At 68.2% G+C, this 18,163-nt stretch carries 14 protein-coding genes; 8 read left to right on the top strand and 6 right to left on the bottom strand.

Annotation, left to right across the window (positions count from 1 at the left end):
* The first annotated feature begins 59 nt into the window (after nt 1-59).
* The 3 genes from ACFWU2_RS10600 (at nt 60) to dxs (ending at nt 4,277) form a co-directional block, all read left to right on the top strand.
* The gene (locus ACFWU2_RS10600; RefSeq protein ID WP_378605001.1) at nt 60-524 is read left to right on the top strand and encodes a MarR family winged helix-turn-helix transcriptional regulator; all 465 of its coding nucleotides are present in this window, start codon (nt 60-62) and stop codon (nt 522-524) included.
* Complete coding sequence (locus ACFWU2_RS10595; RefSeq protein WP_378604998.1) at nt 521-2,128, top strand: MDR family MFS transporter; 1,608 nt, start codon at nt 521-523, stop codon at nt 2,126-2,128. The genes ACFWU2_RS10600 and ACFWU2_RS10595 overlap by 4 nt, the downstream gene beginning before the upstream one ends.
* A 157-nt stretch (nt 2,129-2,285) precedes the next feature.
* A complete protein-coding gene (dxs, locus tag ACFWU2_RS10590) occupies nt 2,286-4,277 on the top strand; it encodes a 1-deoxy-D-xylulose-5-phosphate synthase (RefSeq protein ID WP_378604995.1) in 1,992 nt (663 codons plus the stop codon).
* 13 nt (nt 4,278-4,290) lie between these two features.
* On the opposite strand, the gene ACFWU2_RS10585 is transcribed toward dxs, so the two are convergent.
* The 3 genes from ACFWU2_RS10585 to ACFWU2_RS10575 all read right to left on the bottom strand — a co-directional run bounded on the left by ACFWU2_RS10585 (nt 4,291) and on the right by ACFWU2_RS10575 (nt 9,235).
* On the bottom strand, nt 4,291-5,688 hold the full coding sequence (locus ACFWU2_RS10585; protein WP_378604992.1) for a sugar porter family MFS transporter: 1,398 nt from the start codon (nt 5,686-5,688) through the stop codon (nt 4,291-4,293).
* Between the two features lie 182 nt (nt 5,689-5,870).
* On the bottom strand, nt 5,871-8,012 hold the full coding sequence (locus ACFWU2_RS10580; RefSeq protein WP_378604989.1) for a 3-hydroxyacyl-CoA dehydrogenase NAD-binding domain-containing protein: 2,142 nt from the start codon (nt 8,010-8,012) through the stop codon (nt 5,871-5,873).
* 2 nt (nt 8,013-8,014) lie between these two features.
* Entirely contained in the window at nt 8,015-9,235 is a 1,221-nt protein-coding gene (locus tag ACFWU2_RS10575; protein WP_378604986.1) for a thiolase family protein, read from the bottom strand.
* A 352-nt stretch (nt 9,236-9,587) separates the two neighbouring features.
* On the opposite strand from ACFWU2_RS10575, the gene ACFWU2_RS10570 reads away from it, so the two are divergent.
* The gene (locus tag ACFWU2_RS10570) at nt 9,588-10,397 is read left to right on the top strand and encodes an oxygenase MpaB family protein (RefSeq protein ID WP_378604983.1); all 810 of its coding nucleotides are present in this window, start codon (nt 9,588-9,590) and stop codon (nt 10,395-10,397) included.
* The gene (locus tag ACFWU2_RS10565; protein ID WP_378604980.1) at nt 10,394-11,404 is read left to right on the top strand and encodes an alpha/beta hydrolase; all 1,011 of its coding nucleotides are present in this window, start codon (nt 10,394-10,396) and stop codon (nt 11,402-11,404) included. Before ACFWU2_RS10570 ends, ACFWU2_RS10565 begins: the two co-directional genes overlap by 4 nt.
* 7 nt (nt 11,405-11,411) lie before the next feature.
* Here ACFWU2_RS10565 and ACFWU2_RS10560 read toward each other — a convergent pair whose 3' ends face one another.
* Genes ACFWU2_RS10560 through ACFWU2_RS10550 form a run of 3 tightly spaced genes read right to left on the bottom strand, consistent with a single transcriptional unit; the run spans nt 11,412 to nt 14,826 of the window.
* Nucleotides 11,412-12,707: an HRDC domain-containing protein gene (locus ACFWU2_RS10560; RefSeq protein WP_378604977.1), complete on the bottom strand. Its 1,296-nt coding sequence runs from the start codon at nt 12,705-12,707 to the stop codon at nt 11,412-11,414.
* Nucleotides 12,708-12,767: 60 nt separating this feature from the next.
* Nucleotides 12,768-14,198 carry a wax ester/triacylglycerol synthase family O-acyltransferase gene (locus tag ACFWU2_RS10555; protein WP_378604974.1) on the bottom strand — a complete coding sequence of 477 codons (1,431 nt, stop codon included), beginning with the start codon at nt 14,196-14,198 and terminating at the stop codon, nt 12,768-12,770.
* Nucleotides 14,199-14,253: 55 nt separating this feature from the next.
* Nucleotides 14,254-14,826 (bottom strand): DUF3000 domain-containing protein, encoded by a 573-nt coding sequence (locus ACFWU2_RS10550; protein ID WP_169620697.1) that lies wholly within the window; start codon nt 14,824-14,826, stop codon nt 14,254-14,256.
* Nucleotides 14,827-14,959: 133 nt separating this feature from the next.
* On the opposite strand from ACFWU2_RS10550, the gene hemE reads away from it, so the two are divergent.
* The 3 genes from hemE to hemQ are packed head-to-tail and all read left to right on the top strand — an operon-like array spanning nt 14,960 to nt 18,113.
* A complete protein-coding gene (gene hemE, locus ACFWU2_RS10545; RefSeq protein ID WP_378604971.1) occupies nt 14,960-16,057 on the top strand; it encodes a uroporphyrinogen decarboxylase in 1,098 nt (365 codons plus the stop codon).
* Nucleotides 16,054-17,412: a protoporphyrinogen oxidase gene (locus tag ACFWU2_RS10540; RefSeq protein WP_378604968.1), complete on the top strand. Its 1,359-nt coding sequence runs from the start codon at nt 16,054-16,056 to the stop codon at nt 17,410-17,412. Before hemE ends, ACFWU2_RS10540 begins: the two co-directional genes overlap by 4 nt.
* A 5-nt stretch (nt 17,413-17,417) precedes the next feature.
* Nucleotides 17,418-18,113 (top strand): hydrogen peroxide-dependent heme synthase, encoded by a 696-nt coding sequence (gene hemQ / locus ACFWU2_RS10535; protein WP_378604965.1) that lies wholly within the window; start codon nt 17,418-17,420, stop codon nt 18,111-18,113.
* Nucleotides 18,114-18,163: the final 50 nt, after the last annotated feature.

Raw genomic sequence — 18,163 nt, 5'->3', positions numbered from 1 at the left:
CAAGCAACTATATGCTATAGTTGCATGTCGTAACCAAATACTTGTCTTCGGAGGTTTTCGTGCCGGTTCGGACCGAGACGGCGCACGAACTCGTGGACGCCATCTTTCTCCTGGGTAGGACGATGCGCTCGGCGCTCGCGCACAACGAGACCGACGTGCTTCCCCACGCGCTCGCCGGGGTGCTGATCCTCCTGGCGAGGGCGGGGGAGTGCCGCCCCAGTGAACTCGCTGCGGAGATGTGCGTCAGTCAGTCGTCGCTCAGCCGGCAGATCGGTGAACTCGTCGAACGGGGGCTTGTCGAAAGACGCCCGGACCCCGGTGACCGGCGAGCACACACCGTCCGATGTACGCCGAAGGGACTGGACGTTCTCGAGTCGGTCCGCGAGCGGCGCACCGAGCGATTGTCCGCCGAACTCACCGACTGGGATCAGCAGCAGGTCGCCGATGCGATCGCAGTTCTCCGCCGACTCAACGCTTCGCTGCTTCCGATAGCTACCGCCACCGTCCAAAGGACTTCTTCATGACCACCACCGACTCCAGGCCCGGGGCCTTTCCGCCGGGTCCTGAGGCAGAGGCCGACGCGCCGATGACGCACCGGGAGATCCTCGTCGTTCTCTCCGGTCTGCTCGCCGCGCTCTTCACGGCGCTGCTGAGCAGCACGATCGTGTCGACGGCGCTGCCCACGATCATCGCCGACCTGAACGGGACTCAGACCCAGTACGCCTGGGTGATCACCACCGCCCTGCTCGCGAACGCGGCATCCACCCCGATCTGGGGCAAGTTCGCCGACCTGTTCAACAAGAAACTTCTGGTACAGCTGTCGATCCTGGTCTTCGTGGTCGGGTCGGTGCTCGCCGGCGTCGCGCACAACGTGCCGATCCTGCTGGCTGCTCGTGTGGTGCAGGGCATCGGCATGGGCGGTCTGACCGCCCTCGTCGTGGCGATCATCGGCAGCATCATCCCGCCCCGCGAGCGCGGCCGCTACTCCGGATACATGGGCGCGGTCATGGCCGTCGCGATGTCGGGTGGTCCCGTCCTCGGCGGCGTCATCGTCGACACCCTCGGCTGGCGCTGGTGCTTCTATGTCTGTGTACCGATCGCCGTCGTGGCTCTCGTCCTGCTCCAGCGCACCCTGCACATCGAGACCGTGCGCAAGCAGAACGTCAACATCGACTGGCTCGGCGCGACCCTCATCACCGCCGCGGTGAGCGTCCTGCTCGTCTGGGTGTCCTTCGCAGGGAAGGCCGGATACTACGAGTGGATCTCCGCCGAATCGGCGCTCTACGTCGGCGTGGGATTGGCGCTGCTCATCGCGACGATCATCGTCGAATCGAAGGTCGCCGACCCGATCATCCCGCCGAAGATCATCTCCGAGCGCACCACTGCACTCGCGATCATCGCGTCCGTCGCCGTGGGCGTGGGCCTGTTCGGTGCTACCACCTTCCTCGGCCAGTACTTCCAGACCGCTCGCGGATACAGCCCCACCGAGGCGGGTCTGCTCACCATTCCGATGGTGGTGGGAACCCTGGTCTCCTCGATGCTGTCCGGTCAGCTCATCACGCGTTTCGGTAAGTGGAAGGGCTTCCTCATCGGGGGTGCGGTCCTGCAACTCGTCGGCTTCGCGCTGCTCGGGACCATCGACCACACCACGTCCTTGCTCGCCATCAGCGGATACATCGCGATCGTGGGTCTCGGCACGGGCATGCTGATGCAGAATCTCGTGCTCGCCGTCCAGAACACCGTCAGCGTGCGCAACATCGGTGCGGCCAGTAGCTCCGTCGCGTTCTTCCGCACCTTCGGCGGCGCGATCGGCGTCTCCGTCCTGGGCTCGATCCTGGCGTCGCGAGTCGCCACGATTTCGGCCGAAGGATTCGCGAAGCTCGGCATCGATGCCGGGGCGGGTGGCGGTGGCAGCCTCGATCTGAGTGTGCTGCCCGCGCCCGTCGTCGAGATCGTGCAGCACGCCTACGGTGACGCCACAGGCACGCTCTTCCTCGTGGCCGCAGGCTTCGCGGTGATCACGTTGCTCGCAGTCGCGGTCATCCCCAACCGGGAACTGCGCACCACCATCGACCTGGTCGAAGAGCCGTCCGGTGACGAGCGCACCAAGGACACGACCGACGTGTGATGCACGGTGCGGACGGGGCCCGATGTCGTGTGCATCACGACATCGGGCCCCGTGTCTGCGGAGTGCGCTCACCCCCTTGTTGCATTCGCTCCGTAGACTGGTGATCACTTGCTCGCGCGGCCACGCGCGAATCCCGAGCCGGAGGGAGTTTCTCCAGGTGGGTGTCTTGTCCCGCATACAGTCCCCCGACGATCTTCGTCGGTTGACCCCCACCGAGATCACGCAGCTCGCCGGGGAAATCCGCAATTTTCTGGTCGAGAAGGTGGCTGCGACCGGGGGACACCTCGGGCCCAATCTCGGCGTTGTGGAATTGACCATCGCGTTGCACCGCGTCTTCGACTCGCCGCGTGACCCGATCCTCTTCGACACAGGCCACCAGGCCTACGTCCACAAGATCCTCACCGGACGCAGGGATCGGTTCGACACCCTGCGCCAGCGCGGGGGGTTGTCCGGATATCCGTCCCGGTCCGAGAGCGAGCACGACTGGATCGAGTCGTCGCATGCTTCGGCTGCGCTGTCGTACGCCGACGGCCTCGCCAAAGCTTTCGCGCTGACCGAGGAACCCGACCGCACGGTCGTCGCGGTCGTCGGCGACGGAGCGCTCACCGGCGGAATGTGCTGGGAAGCGCTGAACAACATCGCCGCCGGTGCCGACCGATCCCTGGTGATCGTCGTCAACGACAACGGCCGTTCCTACGCACCGACGATCGGTGGACTCGCCGATCATCTCGCGGTGCTGCGCCTCAAGCCCGGATACGAACGTGCCCTCGACAACAGCCGCCGGATCGTCAAGCGGCTTCCGGTGGTCGGTCCGACGGCGTACTCGGTGCTCCACGGCATGAAGGCCGGCGTCAAGGATGCGGTCAGTCCGCAGGTGCTGTTCACCGATCTCGGGATCAAGTACCTCGGCCCGGTCGACGGCCACGACGAGCCGGCCATGGAGGCGGCTCTGCGTCGCGCCAAGGCCTACGGTGGCCCCGTGATCGTCCATGCCGTGACCCGCAAGGGCGCCGGTTACGCACCGGCCGAGAACCATCTGGCCGATCTGATGCACGCCACCGGAGTCATGGACCCACGCACCGGTGTGGCCACATCGTCGTCGTCCTCACCCGACTGGACGTCGGTGTTCTCCGAGGAACTCATCGCCCAGGCAGACGGACGCAACGAGGTCGTCGCCATCACCGCGGCCATGCCCGGCCCGACCGGACTCTCGAAATTCGCCGAGCGATTCCCCGACCGCACCTTCGACGTCGGTATCGCGGAGCAGCACGCCGTGACGTCCGCCGCGGGCCTCGCGCTCGGTGGCCTGCACCCCGTGGTCGCGGTGTATTCGACGTTCCTCAACCGCGCCTTCGACCAGTTGCTCATGGATGTCGCGCTGCTCAAGCAGCCCGTCACGATGGTGCTCGACCGAGCGGGCGTGACCGGCTCGGACGGCGCGAGCCACAACGGCATGTGGGACTTCTCCCTCCTGGGCATCGTCCCCGGCATTCGCGTGGCGGCGCCGCGCGACGCGGCGACGTTGAGAGAAGAGCTTGCCGAAGCGCTCGACGTCTCCGACGGCCCCACCGTGCTGCGTTTTCCGAAAGGCTCGGTCGGGAAAGACATCCCGGCTGTCGAACGGATCGACGGAATCGTCGACGTGCTGCGGATGCCCGAGGAACGCTCCGGCGACGTGCTCGTCGTCGCGGTGGGCGCATTCGTGCGACTCGCACTCGACGCCGCCGAGGTTCTCGCGGAGCAGGGGATCAGCGTTGCGGTCGTCGATCCGCGGTGGGTGCTCCCCGTACCCGAATCGATTACCGAGCTTGCCCGCTCCTTCCGGCTCGTCGTGACAATCGAGGACAGCGGTACGCACGGTGGTGTGGGGTCGGCAGTGGCCGCTGCGCTCCGCGACCGCGACATCGATGTGCCTCTGCGCGCACTCGGGGTGCCGCAGCGGTTCCTCGATCACGCGTCGCGCTCCGAGATCCATCAGGAACTCGGGCTCACCGTCGAGGACGTCGTGCGCCGTGTGACGGGATGGGCTGCCACCCCGCATACCGTCGCTCCTCCGAAGGCGGCCGCACACGGCAACGCCTCGGCCGGACACGGCAACGGCGTGGCCCCGAACGGCACGGGAGCGGAACTCGAGCGGGAGGTCGGCTGATCCCCGCCGGGGATCAGGTCTGCATGTCCTCGAGTTCCATTCCCTTGGTCTCCCGAATCTTCGTCTTGACGAAGAAGAACGACAGCAACGCGAAGAACGCGAACAACCCGTAGAGGAACCACAGGCCCACCGCCGACGTCAGCGGCGGGAAGGCCAGGGTCACGGTGAAATTCGCGATCCAGTTCGCGGCCGTACTGATGCCGAGGGCGACTGCCCGCATTCGGTTCGGGAACATCTCGCCCAGCATGACCCACATGATGGGTCCCCATGTCGCGGCGAAGAAGATGACGAACGCGTTCGCGCCGACGAGCGCGACGGCACCCCACGGTGCCGGCAACGACACGTCGTCGCCTCCGCCCTCGGCTTGGGAGAACGCGATCGCGGCCAGCAACAGGCTGACGAACATCCCGAGGGAACCGGTCATCAGTAGTGGTCGCCGGCCGATTCTGTCCACGAACAGGATCGCCACGAAGGTCATCACCACATTGATCAGTGCGGTGATCACGGAGGTCGTGAACGACTGGTTCTCGCTGAATCCGACAGACTGCCACAGCGTCGTCGAGTAGTAGAAGATCGCGTTGATGCCGACGAACTGCTGGAAGATCGCCATCGTGATGCCGACCCAGACGATCGATTGCAACCCGAAGACCGGGCCCCGGATATCTCCGAACGACGCCTTCGTATCGCGTCGCAGAGTCAGCCGGATCTCGCGTACCCGTTCTTCCGGGTCCAGTTCGCCGGTCACGTTGGCGAGGACCTCGGCGGCTTCCTCGTCGAGATCCTTCCCTACCAAGTATCGCGGCGACTCGGGGATCAGCACCGCGAGGATGCCGTACACCACAGCGGGGACGACTCCCACCAGGAACATCCACCGCCAGGCCTCGAGTCCCCACCACAGGTCGTTCGACGCACCGCCCGCGGCATTCTGCAACACCGCGTCCGACAGCAGGGCCGCGAAGATGCCGAGCGTGATGGCGAGTTGCTGCAGCGAGGCGAGACCGCCGCGGTAGCGGGCCGGTGCGATCTCGGAGATGTAGGTGGGCGCGATGACCGACGCGATGCCGATGCCCAATCCGCCCAGAACCCGCCAGAGCATGAGATCGGGGACACTGAACGCGAGTCCGGAACCGGTCGACGAGACCAGGAACAGGATCGAGCCGAGCACCATGACTCGCTTGCGGCCCCAGCGATCGGCCAGCCTGCCCGCGAACCAGGCACCTACCGCGCAGCCGAGCAGAGCGATCGCGACGGCGAACCCGGTGACGAACGAGCTGAGCGCGAAATTTTGCTCGATCGACTCCACGGCGCCGTTGATGACGGAGCTGTCGAACCCGAACAGGAATCCGCCCACTGCGGCGGCAACGGTAACCGCGATGACCTTGGCAGCGTGTGCGGACGACGGTTGCGTCATGAAAGCTCCTGCTGACGTCGTGCACCACCCGGGGGCGCTGCGCGGTCGGAAAAAGCTACGGCAATTGCTCATCGGGGACACTACGCCGCGGCAAGTCGCGGGGGATGTTGTTCACACGAAGAAGGCGTGCCACCGCAGGGGTGACACGCCTTCGTCGTATGCGCGTCGAGCGCAGCCGGACCTTACGCGACGTCGGCGACGCCCGGGGCCAGGAAACGCTTGCCGTTGACGGCCTCCGACGTTCCGGTGCGATCCAGGTACGGCGTGATGCCGCCGTTCCAGAACGCGAAGCCGCCGCCGAGGATCAGGCACAGGTCGATGTCCTCGGGTGCTGCGACGACACCTTCGTCGAGCATGATGGCGATCTCCTCCGCGAATGCCCGGCGGGTGCGCTCGAGCACCTCCTCCGCGGTGGACGGCGAGTCACCCTGCGGCCACAGTGCGGCGACCTCGGGGTCGACGACCTGTTGCCCGTCGGCGTACGACCACACACCGGGCTTACGAGCCTCCACCAGTGCCTCGAGGCCGGGCGACGACACGAAGCGGTCGGGGTACGCGGCCTGCAGGGTCTCCCCGGTGTGCAGGGCGACGGCGGGCCCGACCAGCGCGAGCAACGTGAACGGCGACATCGGCATGCCGAGCGCGCCGACGGCGTTGTCCGCCACCTCGAACGGGGTGCCTTCGTCCACAGCGGTCATGACCTCACCGAGGGTGCGGGTGACCAGGCGGTTGAAGACGAAGCCGGGCTTGTCGCCGCACAGCACGGCGGACTTCTTCAGCGACTTGGCAGTCGCGAATGCCGTTGCCAGTGTGGCGTCGTCGGTCTTCTCGCCCCGGATGACCTCGAGCAGGGGCAGCACGGCGACCGGGTTGAAGAAGTGGAATCCCACGACCCGCTCGGGATGCTGCAGGCCCGACGCCATCTCGGTGATCGACAGCGACGAGGTGTTCGTCGCGAGGATCGTCTCGGGCGTGATGTGCTGCTCGAGCTCGCTGAACACCTGCTTCTTGACATCCATGTTCTCGAACACGGCCTCGATCACGAAGTCGGTCTTCGCGAATGCGGCCTTGTCGAGCGAACCGGTGACGAGCGCCTTGAGGCGGTTCGCGGCGTCGGGCGACAACCGGCCCTTGCCCTGCAGCTTGTCGATCTCGGTGTGGACGTAGCCGACACCCTTGTCGATGCGATCCTGGTCGATGTCGGTCAGGATCACCGGAACCTTGAGCTGACGGACGAACAGCAACGCGAGCTGGCTGGCCATCAGGCCCGCGCCCACGATGCCGACGCCGCTGATCTTGCGCGCGAGGGACTTGTCCGGAGCTCCGGCGGGGCGCTTGGCGCGCTTGTTGACCAGATCGAATGCGTACAGACCCGCACGCAGTTCGTCGGACATCAGCAGGTCGGCGAGTGCCTCGGTCTCGGCGTCGAAGCCCTTGCTCAGCGACTCGGGATCCGAGATGTCGGTGGTGCGGGCGAGTTCGAGGAGCTCGATGGCACGCTCGGCGGCGGGGGAGAAGCCGCGGGTCTTCCCGGCGACGAGGGCCTTGGCGCGTGCCATGGCGGCATCCCAGCCGGCCCCGCGGTCGATCTCCGGACGCGCCGGCACGATCTCGCCCGCGAGTACCTTCGACGCCCACGCGAGCGACTGCTCGAGGAAGTCGGCCGATGCGAGCACGACGTCGGCGTAACCCAGTGCCTGGGCCTGCTTCGCCTTGATGGTGCGGCCGTTGTTGAGCGGGTTCTCGAGAATCAACGTGACGGCATTGTCGGGGCCGACGATGTTCGGGAGAAGCTGCGTGCCACCCCAGCCGGGGACCAGGCCGAGCATCGTCTCGGGCAGGCCGAGCGCCGGAACGTTGTCGGCGACCGTGCGGTAGTGCGTGTGCAGTCCGACCTCGAGTCCGCCGCCGAGCGCCAGACCGTTGACGAAGGCGAAGGTGGGGATCGACGTGTCGCGCAGGCGGCGGAACACGTTGTGCCCCAAGGTTCCGAGCTCCACACCCTGTTCACGGCGGGTGACTGCGGGAACGCCCTTGAGATCGGCGCCCGCTGCGAAGATGAACGGCTTGCCGGTGACGGCGATCGCGGCCGGGTTCGCCGCGAACGCCTCGTCCAGCGCCTTGTCGAAGGCGAGCAGTCCCGCGGGACCGAACGAGTTCGGCTTGGTGTGGTCGAAGCCGTTGTCCAGCGTGATCAGGGCTACCGGGCCCTCGATGCCGGGGACGGAAAGCAGCTTGGTGTACGCGTGGGTGACGACCTCGTCGGCGAACGCGGACGCGATTCCCGTCGCGTCGGTCGCCCCGTGTGCGGTGTCCGATGTCATGGTTATGCGGCTCCGGATTCGTAATCGGCGTGGTTCGGGTTCTCCCAGATCACGGTGCCGCCCATGCCGAGACCGATGCACATGGTCGTCAGGCCGTAGCGGACCTCGGGATGCTGGGCGAACTGGTGCGACAGCTGGGTCATCAGGCGAACGCCCGACGAGGCGAGCGGGTGGCCGCACGCGATCGCACCGCCCCACTGGTTGACGCGCGGATCGTCGTCGTCGATTCCGAAGTGCTCGAGGAACGCGAGCACCTGCACCGCGAATGCCTCGTTGATCTCGAACAGACCGATGTCGTCGATGCTCAGGCCGGTGCGGGCGAGCAGCTTCTCGGTCGCGGGGACGGGGCCGATGCCCATCACCGCGGGATCGACGCCCTGGAAGGAGAAACCGACCATGCGCATGCCGACGGGCAGACCGAGCTCACGCGCGGTGTCCTCGCCCGCGAGAATCGCGGCCGTCGCGCCGTCGTTGAGACCCGCTGCGTTGCCCGCAGTGATACGGCCGGCGGGTCGGAACGGCGTCTTGAGCTTCGCGAGATCTTCGATCGTGGTGCCCGGGCGGGGTGGCTCGTCCTCGGTCGCGAGGCCCCAGCCGGTGGCGGAGCGAGTCGCGACGGGAACCAGCGTGTCGGCGATCCAGCCGGCCTTCTTGGCCGCGTCGTACTTGTTCTGGCTGTTGACCGCGTAGGCGTCGGTGCGGGCCTTGGTGATGCTCGGGAACCGGTCGTGCAGGTTCTCGGCGGTGTTGCCCATGACGAGGGCGCTCGGATCGACCAGCTTGTCGGCGAGGAAGCGCGGGTTGGGGTCGGCGCCCTCACCCATCGGGTGGCGGCCCATGTGCTCGACACCACCGGCGATGACGACGTCGTACTGACCGAAGCCGATCCCGGATGCTGTGGTGGTCACGGCCGTCATGGCACCTGCGCACATGCGGTCGATGGCGAAGCCGGGGACGGTTTCCGGCAGGCCCGCGAGAATCGCGGACGTCCGGCCGATGGTCAGGCCCTGGTCGCCGGTCTGTGTGGTGGCCGCGACTGCGACCTCGTCGACACGGGAGGGGTCGAGCTGCGGATTGCGGCGCAGCAGTTCACGGATCGCCTTCACGACGAGGTCGTCGGCACGGGTCTCGGCGTACATGCCCTTGGGGCCGGCCTTACCGAACGGAGTCCGGATTCCGTCGACGAAGACGACGTTGCGTTGTGTTGAGGTGGTGGGAGCCACGCGGATTCCTCCTGATGGAGCGATTACTCGCCGACACGTGCCGTGGCGAGGAGCGCTCGATCGCCTGACGGCGACCGGCCTCGCGGACAAGCCTACATTGTCATTACCGGTGAGTAACTTAATACCTGCGATTTCGCGCGGGCATGCGGGTCGCCCCGGCGCACGCCTGTGAGCAGTGCGTTCTCGTTCCCGGCGGTTCCCGTGCGGGCCTGCTGACGTGGTGATGCCAGGTGCACTCGTCACCCTCCAGAAGTTAACGAGCATTCCCCAACGGCCAACGGGGTGCCACACGTGCATCGCCTCCGGACTTGTTCCTCTTGACACCGCCTGATCTGCGGATACATTGCAATCCATGACACGACGTCGGCCTGACCCCACGGTGCAGGGCGTGGTAGGTGAGGCAGCGTTCCTGCTCAGCTCGCCTCGGCGCTTCCTCACGGAGATTGCGCTTCCACCGGTAGGGCACGGGGTGGCCGAGCACAGCAAGGCCCTCACGGACCCGATTGCCCGTTTCCGGAACACGAGCGCGTACATCTTTCTCGTGGCATTCGGCAGCGACGAGGAGCGACGCGCCGTGGTGCGGTTCGTCAACAGCTCTCATGCGCCCGTCCGGGCAGAGGGATACAACGCCTTCGACCCGAAGTTGCAGTTGTGGATCGCGGCGGTCATGTTCCACGGTGGCCACGACATCTACGAACGCTTCTTCGGGCCTCTCCACCGGTCCGAGGCCGAGCGGATGTACCGGGAGTTCGCGGTATACGGCACCGCGCTCCAGGTTCCGGCCGAGTTGTGGCCGGCCGACCTCGCGGCATTCGAGGACTACTGGAACAGCGTCGTCGCAGATCTCGTCGTCGACGACACCGTCCGTACCTACGCGCACGCACTGCTCCGTGGCGGGCAGGCGCCGTGGTACATCCGCGCGGGCATGTCGCCCGCCCGCTTCCTCACCGTCGGTCTTCTCGATGCCCGCATCCGCGACGCCTACGGCCTCATCTGGACGGACCGTCAGCAGCGCAGGTTCGACTGCGCGATGCGGGTCACCGCGCCGCTGTACCGGGCACTCCCGCTCCGGGTGCGCCACCTTCCCGCGTCGCTGGTCCTGCGCGACGCGCGCCGCCGGTTCGGGGTACGTCCGCCCACGACGGACGGGGCGCCGGCATGACCGGTGTGCCTGTCACACCGGGTAGCGGCCGTGGCGACGAGGGGCGCGCCACCGCCGCCGTCGTGCCTCCCGACCGGGGGAGCCGCCGTAGCCGGGCCTTCGCGGCCGTCCTCGCCGTGAGCGCCCGGGTTCTCGCGGACGTCGTCCCGCTGGGTCGGGTGCCGCTCGGCGGTCTGCGTCTCGGATTGTCGGTCGCGGGCCGCCTCGACCTCGCTCGGGGTACACGCGTCGAGCGCGACCGCACCGGCCCGGTCCCGGGCCGATGGGTCCTCCCGACCGGGACCGCCGACTCGCCGCACGTTCTCTACTACCTGCACGGGGGAGGCTTCGTGATGGGGTCGTCCGCGTCGCACGTCGGCGTCGCCGCTCGAATCGCCCGCGCCGCGGGAGTCCCCGCATTCCTGCCCGATTACCGTCGTGCACCGGAAGCACCGTTCCCGGCAGCGCCCGACGACGTCCGCGCCGGGTTCGACCACCTTCGGAAACGTGGCTACGCTGCCCGCGACATCGTGATCGCCGGAGACTCCGCCGGCGGCCACCTCGCCTACGGGCTCGTCGTCGAACTCGACCGGGACGGCGCAGATCTTCCCGCCGGGGTCGCACTCGTCTCTCCGTGGCTGGACCTGTGGCTCCGCACCGGCTGGGAACGCGAAGCGGCCCGGCGTGATCCGTTCCTGTCGGTGAAGTTCGCAGACCGTGCGCGGTGCGCCTATGCCCCGGACGGTGACCCGGCCGATCCTCGCCTCGACCTGCTCGCCGCGGCTCCTGGGTCGCATTGGCCGCCGTTTTTCATCCAGGGCGGGGAAACCGAAGCGATCACCGGCGACACACAGGCCCTGAAGGAGGCTCTCGCCGCGGCGGGCGTGTCCCACGAACTGCAGATCTGGCCCGGCCAGGTACACGTGTGGCACGCATTCCACCCACTCGTCCCCGAGGCGGCCGTTGCGGCCCGGCTCCTCGGGCACTTCGTGCGCGACGCTCTCGCACGAGGAGCAGATTCGTCCTGACCGGTCGCTACGCCGCCGGCGCGAGAGCTTTCGCGAGCCGCGGTGCCGTCAGCGCCCGCTGCCACGGCCGGGCACCTCCGGCCGCGAACTTCTCCTCGATGTAGGCCTCCGCATCCGACCCGGGCGCGACATCCCAGTCCCAGCACAGACGCCGAACGAGTTCGGGGCTCACCAGGTTCTCGACGGGAACCGACACCTCCTCGCTCAACGCTGCGAGTTCGGCACGCGCGGCCGACAGTCGTGCGGCGGCCTCGGGATGGTGCCGGGCCCACCGGCCCACGGGCGGAGGACCGGTGAAGGGCGGGGTGACCGGAGGCAGTTCCGACGCGGGCAGGGCGCGGGCACGGTCGATCGCCGACAACCACACCCGCGACGACCGCCGCTGACGGGGTCCACCGAAGACCGGGAGAGCGCGCAGATCGGTGAGGGTGGCCGGAGCGGCCTCCGCGGCCGCGATGATCGCCGAATCCGGAAGGATGCGGCCCGGCGCGATGTCCCGATTCGCCGCGATCTCGTCCCGGGTGGTCCACAACTCGCGCACGATCGCGAGACGGCGCGGATCTTTGAGCGTGTGGATCTTCGACGTTCGCCGCCAGCGGTCGGGCTTCGGTGCAGGCGGTCCGGCCAGCCGGATGTGCTCGAACTCCTGCGCGGCCCACTCCGTCTTGTTCTGCCGCTCGAGTTCCTCGGCCATCGCGTCGCGGAGTTCGACGAGGATTTCCACGTCGAGTGCCGCGTAGTTCAGCCAGGAGTCGGGCAGCGGGCGCGTCGACCAGTCTGCGGCCCCGTGCCCCTTCCGCAGTTCGAACCCCAGCGTGTCGGCGACGATCGCCGCGAGCCCGACCCGCGGGAACCCGGCGAGCCGCCCCGCCAGTTCGGTGTCGTACAGCACGGCGGGGTGCAGGCCCAGTTCTGCGAGGCCCGGAAGGTCCTGGTCGGCCGAATGCAGCACCCACTCGAGGTCGTTGATCACGTCCGCGAGCGGCGCGAGGTCGGCCGCCGTGGGGATCGGATCGAGAAGCACCGTTCCGGCTCCGTTGCGCCGCAACTGGACGAGATAGGCCCGGGCGGAGTAGCGGTAGCCGGAGGCCCGTTCCGCGTCGACGGCCAGCGGACCGTGCCCGCGGGCGAGCATCGCGGCCGCCTCGGCGACACCCGCGGCGGTGGTGACGACCTCGGGTACGCCTTCCCGCGGCTCGAGGAGCGGCACCGTCGCCGCGGGCGGGCGCTCGTTCGGGGAATCACCGCCAGTGGGAGAGCTGTGCTCGGGCACTACCGTCTCGTGGTCCTGGCCTGCAGACATGGGCGTGACTCTAGCGGCTGTCCTGGGAAAGCGAGATTGTGCCGCGCGCAGAACGGACGCTCATCGGCTCACACCGTCGACGCTCGAGTCCTCGTCGTCCGATGACCGAGCCTGCTCCGCGGCGGCCAGCAACTCGTCGAGCGCCGGCGCCAGATAGTCGGTCAGTACCCACAGGTCCGGGACCAACTCGGGGCAGGTGATGAGGCCGACGTCGAGCTTGCCTTCGAGCGAGATCACCGTGATGTTGAGCCCGGCTCCGTGGAAGAGCGGACCGAACGGGTACAGCGCGGTCACGTGTGCACCGAGGAAGTAGAGCGCCTGCGGGGGGCCGGGCACGTTGGAGATGACGAGATTGTGGATCGCGGGGTGCTTGTCGGCGAGGCGCAATGTGGCGTACGTGCGCATGGCCGCGCCGAACACTGCCGCTCCCATGAACTGCGACCAGTCCTGCAGCATGTTCGCGCCCAGTTCGGCGTTGTGATCCTTGGCGACCTCGTTCGCTTCGGACAGTGCGCGCAGCCGCTCGACCGGATCTTCGATGTGGGTGTGCAGGCCCGCGAACATCGCCGACACCTGGTTGCGTCCGGGCCGGTCGGACTCCTCGTGGACCGAGACCGGCACCATCCCGACGAGCGGACTGTCGGGGAGTTCGCCGCGGCCTTCGAGGTAGCTGCGAAGCGCACTCGCCACGAGGGTCATCACCACGTCGTTGACCTTCACGTCGAATGCGTTCTTCACGGTTTTCACATCCGCGAGTTCGAGCTGGGCGAACGCCACGGCCCGATGTCCGGTGATCGTCGAGTTGAACGGGGTGCGCGGCGCGGTGAAGGGGGCCGGCATGGCGTCTCCACGGCGAGCTCGTGCCACCCAGGACGCCACCGAGGTCACGGCGGACGGAAGGATCCGGGCCAGATGCAGGGGACGCAGGGCGACGTTCACCGCTCCTGTGACCGCCATGTAGATCTCGTTTCCGCCGCCGACGCCGGGGGCGACCTTGTCGGGGCGCGGTGCCGCCGGGTCGAGGCTGCACAGCTGAGCGATCATCGCCGCACCCGACACCCCGTCCACGCCGGCGTGGTGCATCTTGAGGATCATCGCGATCGAACCGTCGTCGAGTCCTTCGACCACCCACATCTCCCACAGGGGCTTCGCACGGTCGAGCGGCTGCGCGGCGATGTGACCGCACAGGTCGGCGAGCTCTGTCCGCGAGCCGGGGGCCGGTACCGCGACATGATGCAGGTGGCGGTCGAGGTCGAAGTCCTTGTCGTCGACCCATACCGGATGGTCGAGATTGAAGCGGCTGTCGGCGAGCTTCATGCGGAAGGCGGGGACGGCGTCGAGGCGGGCGTCCAACTCCCGCCGGACGGCTCGGTAGTCGTATCCGTCCGGCACAGTGGAGGGATCGAGGATGAGCAACCCGCAGATGTGCAGGTGCTGGCTGGGGGTTTCGAGGTAGAGGAAGCCTGCGTCGAGTCCACTGAGGCGCTGCATGCCCCTCAGGCTAGAACCCGACCGTCTCCCGAGAGGACCGAATCGGGCGTATCCGTCAGGACCGAAGCTGCGCCACCCCGGTAGGCGGCAGACCCGCGGCGTACGCGAGGACATCGCAGAAGGCTTCGACGTGCGGGGCCAGCACGTCGGAGCGAGGAGTCCACGACGCGCGAAGCTCGAGTTGATGCGCTCGCGGAGGGCCGGCGATGTCGCCGAACCGCACCGAACTCGTCGCCGTCACCGTTCCGCCGAGCGCGGTCAACGGCTCGCCGTGCGCTTCGAGGGCATCGACCAGCCAGCTCCACGCGACATCCGGGAGCAGGGAGTCGGCGGCGAGTGAGGCGTCGACGTCGGCTTGTATGTACGCGACGAGCCGAGTGGTGCCGTGCCAGGCTTCGTCACCGTTCGGGTCGTACAGAAGAATGAGGCGGCCGAAGGCGTCACCCTCGGATTCCTCGGGGACACCGTCGGACTCGTCGTGCAGGACCTCGGCGCCCAGCGCGAAACTGTGCGGGGCCAGTCGTTGCGGTGGTCTGATCGGTGCCACTTCGATCTCGCTGCGGACGGTGGCCGCCTTCATCGATTCGACGGCCGCGCGGAAGCGGGCCGGCTCGGGTGAAGTGGTCACGACAGCGGACGTTAGCGCCGGTGACGCAGTGCACGCGGGAGGCGCGCCGGTTCCGGCGGGGCGGGTGAGCGTGGCAGCATGGGCTTCGAACCGGGGTCCGACCGAACCCGACGAGACCGAAGAACGAGGATCGATGACCGGCTTGGAAAACACGAACGTCGCTTCCGCGGTGCCCGCGGAGTACCCGTCGCGCAGAGCGTTGCCGGAGGCTCCGTTGCTGGCCGCGGCCCGGGGGATGCAGCCGTCGCACCGCCCGGTGTGGTTCATGCGCCAGGCGGGGCGTTCGCTGCCGGAATACCGGGAGATCCGTGCGGGCGTCGGCATGCTCGAATCGTGTTTCGACCCCGAACTCGTCTGCGAGATCACGATGCAGCCGGTACGCCGGCACAAGGTCGATGCCGCAATCCTGTTCTCCGACATCGTGGTTCCGCTCAAGGCTGCGGGAATCGATCTCGACATCGTCGCCGGAACCGGGCCGGTCGTCGCCAATCCCGTGCGCACCGCTGCCGATGTCGCCGCCCTTCCGCACCTCGAAGCCGACGAAGTCGGCGCGGTCGCTCGCGCCGTGACGCTGCTGACCAAGGAACTGGGCACCACTCCGCTGATCGGTTTCGCGGGAGCACCCTTCACGCTCGCGTCCTACCTGGTCGAAGGTGGCCCGAGCCGCAACCACGAGCGCACCAAGGCGCTCATGCACTCCGATCCGGCAACCTGGCACTCGCTGCTCGGACGGCTGACCGACATGGCCATCACGTTCCTGCGTGCCCAACTGGGAGCCGGCGTCGACGCGATCCAGCTGTTCGACTCGTGGGCCGGGGCGCTCCCGTTGTCCGACTACCGCGAGTACGTGCTTCCGCACTCCGAGCGCGTGTTCGCAGAACTCGCTGCCGCCCAGGTGCCGCGGATCCATTTCGGTGTGGGCACAGGCGAATTGCTCGGCGCGATGGGCGAGGCCGGAGCCGACGTCGTCGGAGTCGATTGGCGCATCCCGCTCGATGTGGCGGCGCAGCGGGTCGGGCCGGGCAAGGCCCTGCAGGGCAACCTCGATCCCGCCATCCTGTTCGCCGGCTGGGACGTCATCGAACGCGAGGTCCGGCGCGTGGTCGCCGAAGCGGACCGCGCACTCGCGGCCGGTGCGACAGGCCACATCTTCAACCTCGGCCACGGTGTGCTGCCCGACACCGATCCCGACATGCTCACCCGCGTCGTCGAGCTGGTGCATTCGTTGTGACCGACCCAGTCGTCGCCGTCGTCGGTGGTGGCATCAGCGGCCTCGTCGCCGCCTACCGCTTGCGCGGCGCGCTCGGCCCCGATGCCCGGATCGTCGTACTCGAACGGTCTCCGCGACTCGGCGGCAAACTGCACACCGTGGACCTGGCGAACGGGCCCGTCGACGTGGGCGCCGAAGCCTTCATCGCGCGTCGGCCCGAGGTTCCCGCCCTGCTCGACGAACTGGGCCTGAGCGACCAGGTCGTCCATCCGTCGGGCGCTCGGCCCCTGCTCTATGCCGGGGGACGGCTTCGGCCGTTGCCCGCGGGGACGCTCATGGGTATCCCCGCCGACGCCCGTTCCGTCGAAGGACTCGTCGACGACGACACGCTGCAGCGCATCACCGACGAACCGGGCGTACCGCTGAACTGGGATCCGGCCGGCGACATGTCGGTCGCCGCACTCGTCGGCTCGCGTTTCGGTGAGCAGGTCGTCCGGCGCAGTGTCGATCCGCTCCTGGGTGGGGTCTACTCGGGACTGTCCGACACCGCCGGTGTCCGCGCCACCGTCCCGGCGCTCGCCGCCGCACTCGACGCCGGTGCAACGAGCCTGACCGCCGCGGTCGCGGCGGCACTCCCGGCACCCTCGAACACGCCCGTCTTCGGCACCCTGCGCGACGGCTACGCGGTGCTGCTCGCGGCGCTCGAGCGTGCGGCCGCGCCCGAGATCCACCTGGACACCACTGCGGGCGGGCTGCGCCGCAGCAACGGACGATGGTCGCTCGACCCCGTCGGCGAGGTCGACGGAGTCGTGCTGGCGGTCCCCGCCACCGAGGTCGCCGCGCTCCTGGCCGAGGCCGTGCCGGCGGCCGCGGCCCCCGCGGCGGAGATACCTCTCGCGTCGTCGGTCGTCGTCGCTCTCGCTCTTCCCGGCAGTTCGGCGTTGCCGCAGAACTCCGGGATTCTGGTGGCCACCGGAGAAGAGCTCGCCGCGAAGGCGTTCACCCTGTCGAGCAGGAAGTGGCCACACCTCGCGCAGCGTGATGTCGCGCTCGCCCGGGCGTCGTTCGGGCGCTACGGCGACGACGCACTGCTCTCCGCCTCCGACGAGCAACTCGTCACCCTCGCGCGCGCCGACCTCGCCGCCGTGACCGGGGTCGAGGACGAGCCGGTGGCTTCCTACGTGCAGCGCTGGCACGGGGGGCTTCCGCAGTATCGGTCCGGGCACCACGATGTCGTCGCCGCGCTCGACGCCGCAGTCGCGGAAGTCGACGGACTCGAAATCGCCGGCGCGATGCTGCACGGTGTCGGCGTCCCCGCATGCGTCGCGTCGGGAACCACCGCGGCGGCACGACTCGCCGCACGAATGGCAGGATGAACGGTATGGCACGTCTCGATTACGACAAACTCAATTCCACCCTCCGCTACACCATGTGGTCCGTCTTCCAGGTGCAGCCGGGTGTTCTCGACGACGACCGCGCAGCGGCGATCGAGAACGCGAAGGAGTTCTTCGCCCAGTTCGACGACACCGATGTCACCGTGCGCGGCATCTACAACGTCGCCGGCACCCGTGCGGATGCCGACTTCATGATCTGGTCGCACGCCGAGCGGCTCGAAGACCTCCAGAAGCTCTACGCCGATTTCCGGCGCACCACGAACCTGGGCCGGGCCAGCGAGCCGGTGTGGTCGAATGTCGCCCTGCACCGCCCTGCAGAGTTCAACAAGAGCCACGTGCCGGCGTTCATCGCCGGTGAGGAGCCGGGCGCATACGTGTGCGTCTACCCGTTCGTCCGCTCCTACGAGTGGTACCTGCTGCCCGACGCCGAGCGCCGGACCATGCTCGCCGATCACGGCAAGGCCGGACGCGGTTACCCCGACGTCCGCGCGAACACCGTGCCCTCGTTCGCGCTCGGCGACTACGAGTGGATCCTCGCGTTCGAGGCACCCGAACTCGACCGGATCGTCGATCTCATGCGCGACCTGCGTGCGACCGAAGCCCGGATGCACGTGCGCGAGGAAACGCCCTTCTTCACCGGTCCGCGCGTCGAGGTCGAAGCGCTTATCGAGTCGCTGCCCTGACCGTGACCGGCCCGATCGGGACGGACGGCGGCCCCGCGCTGCCCGGAGCG

Source organism: Rhodococcus sp. NPDC058639, assembly GCF_042717545.1.
Classification (GTDB): Bacteria; Actinomycetota; Actinomycetes; order Mycobacteriales; family Mycobacteriaceae; genus Rhodococcus.
The sequence above is the reverse complement of the archived record's forward strand: the minus strand, read 5'-3'. Positions and strand labels throughout refer to the sequence as shown.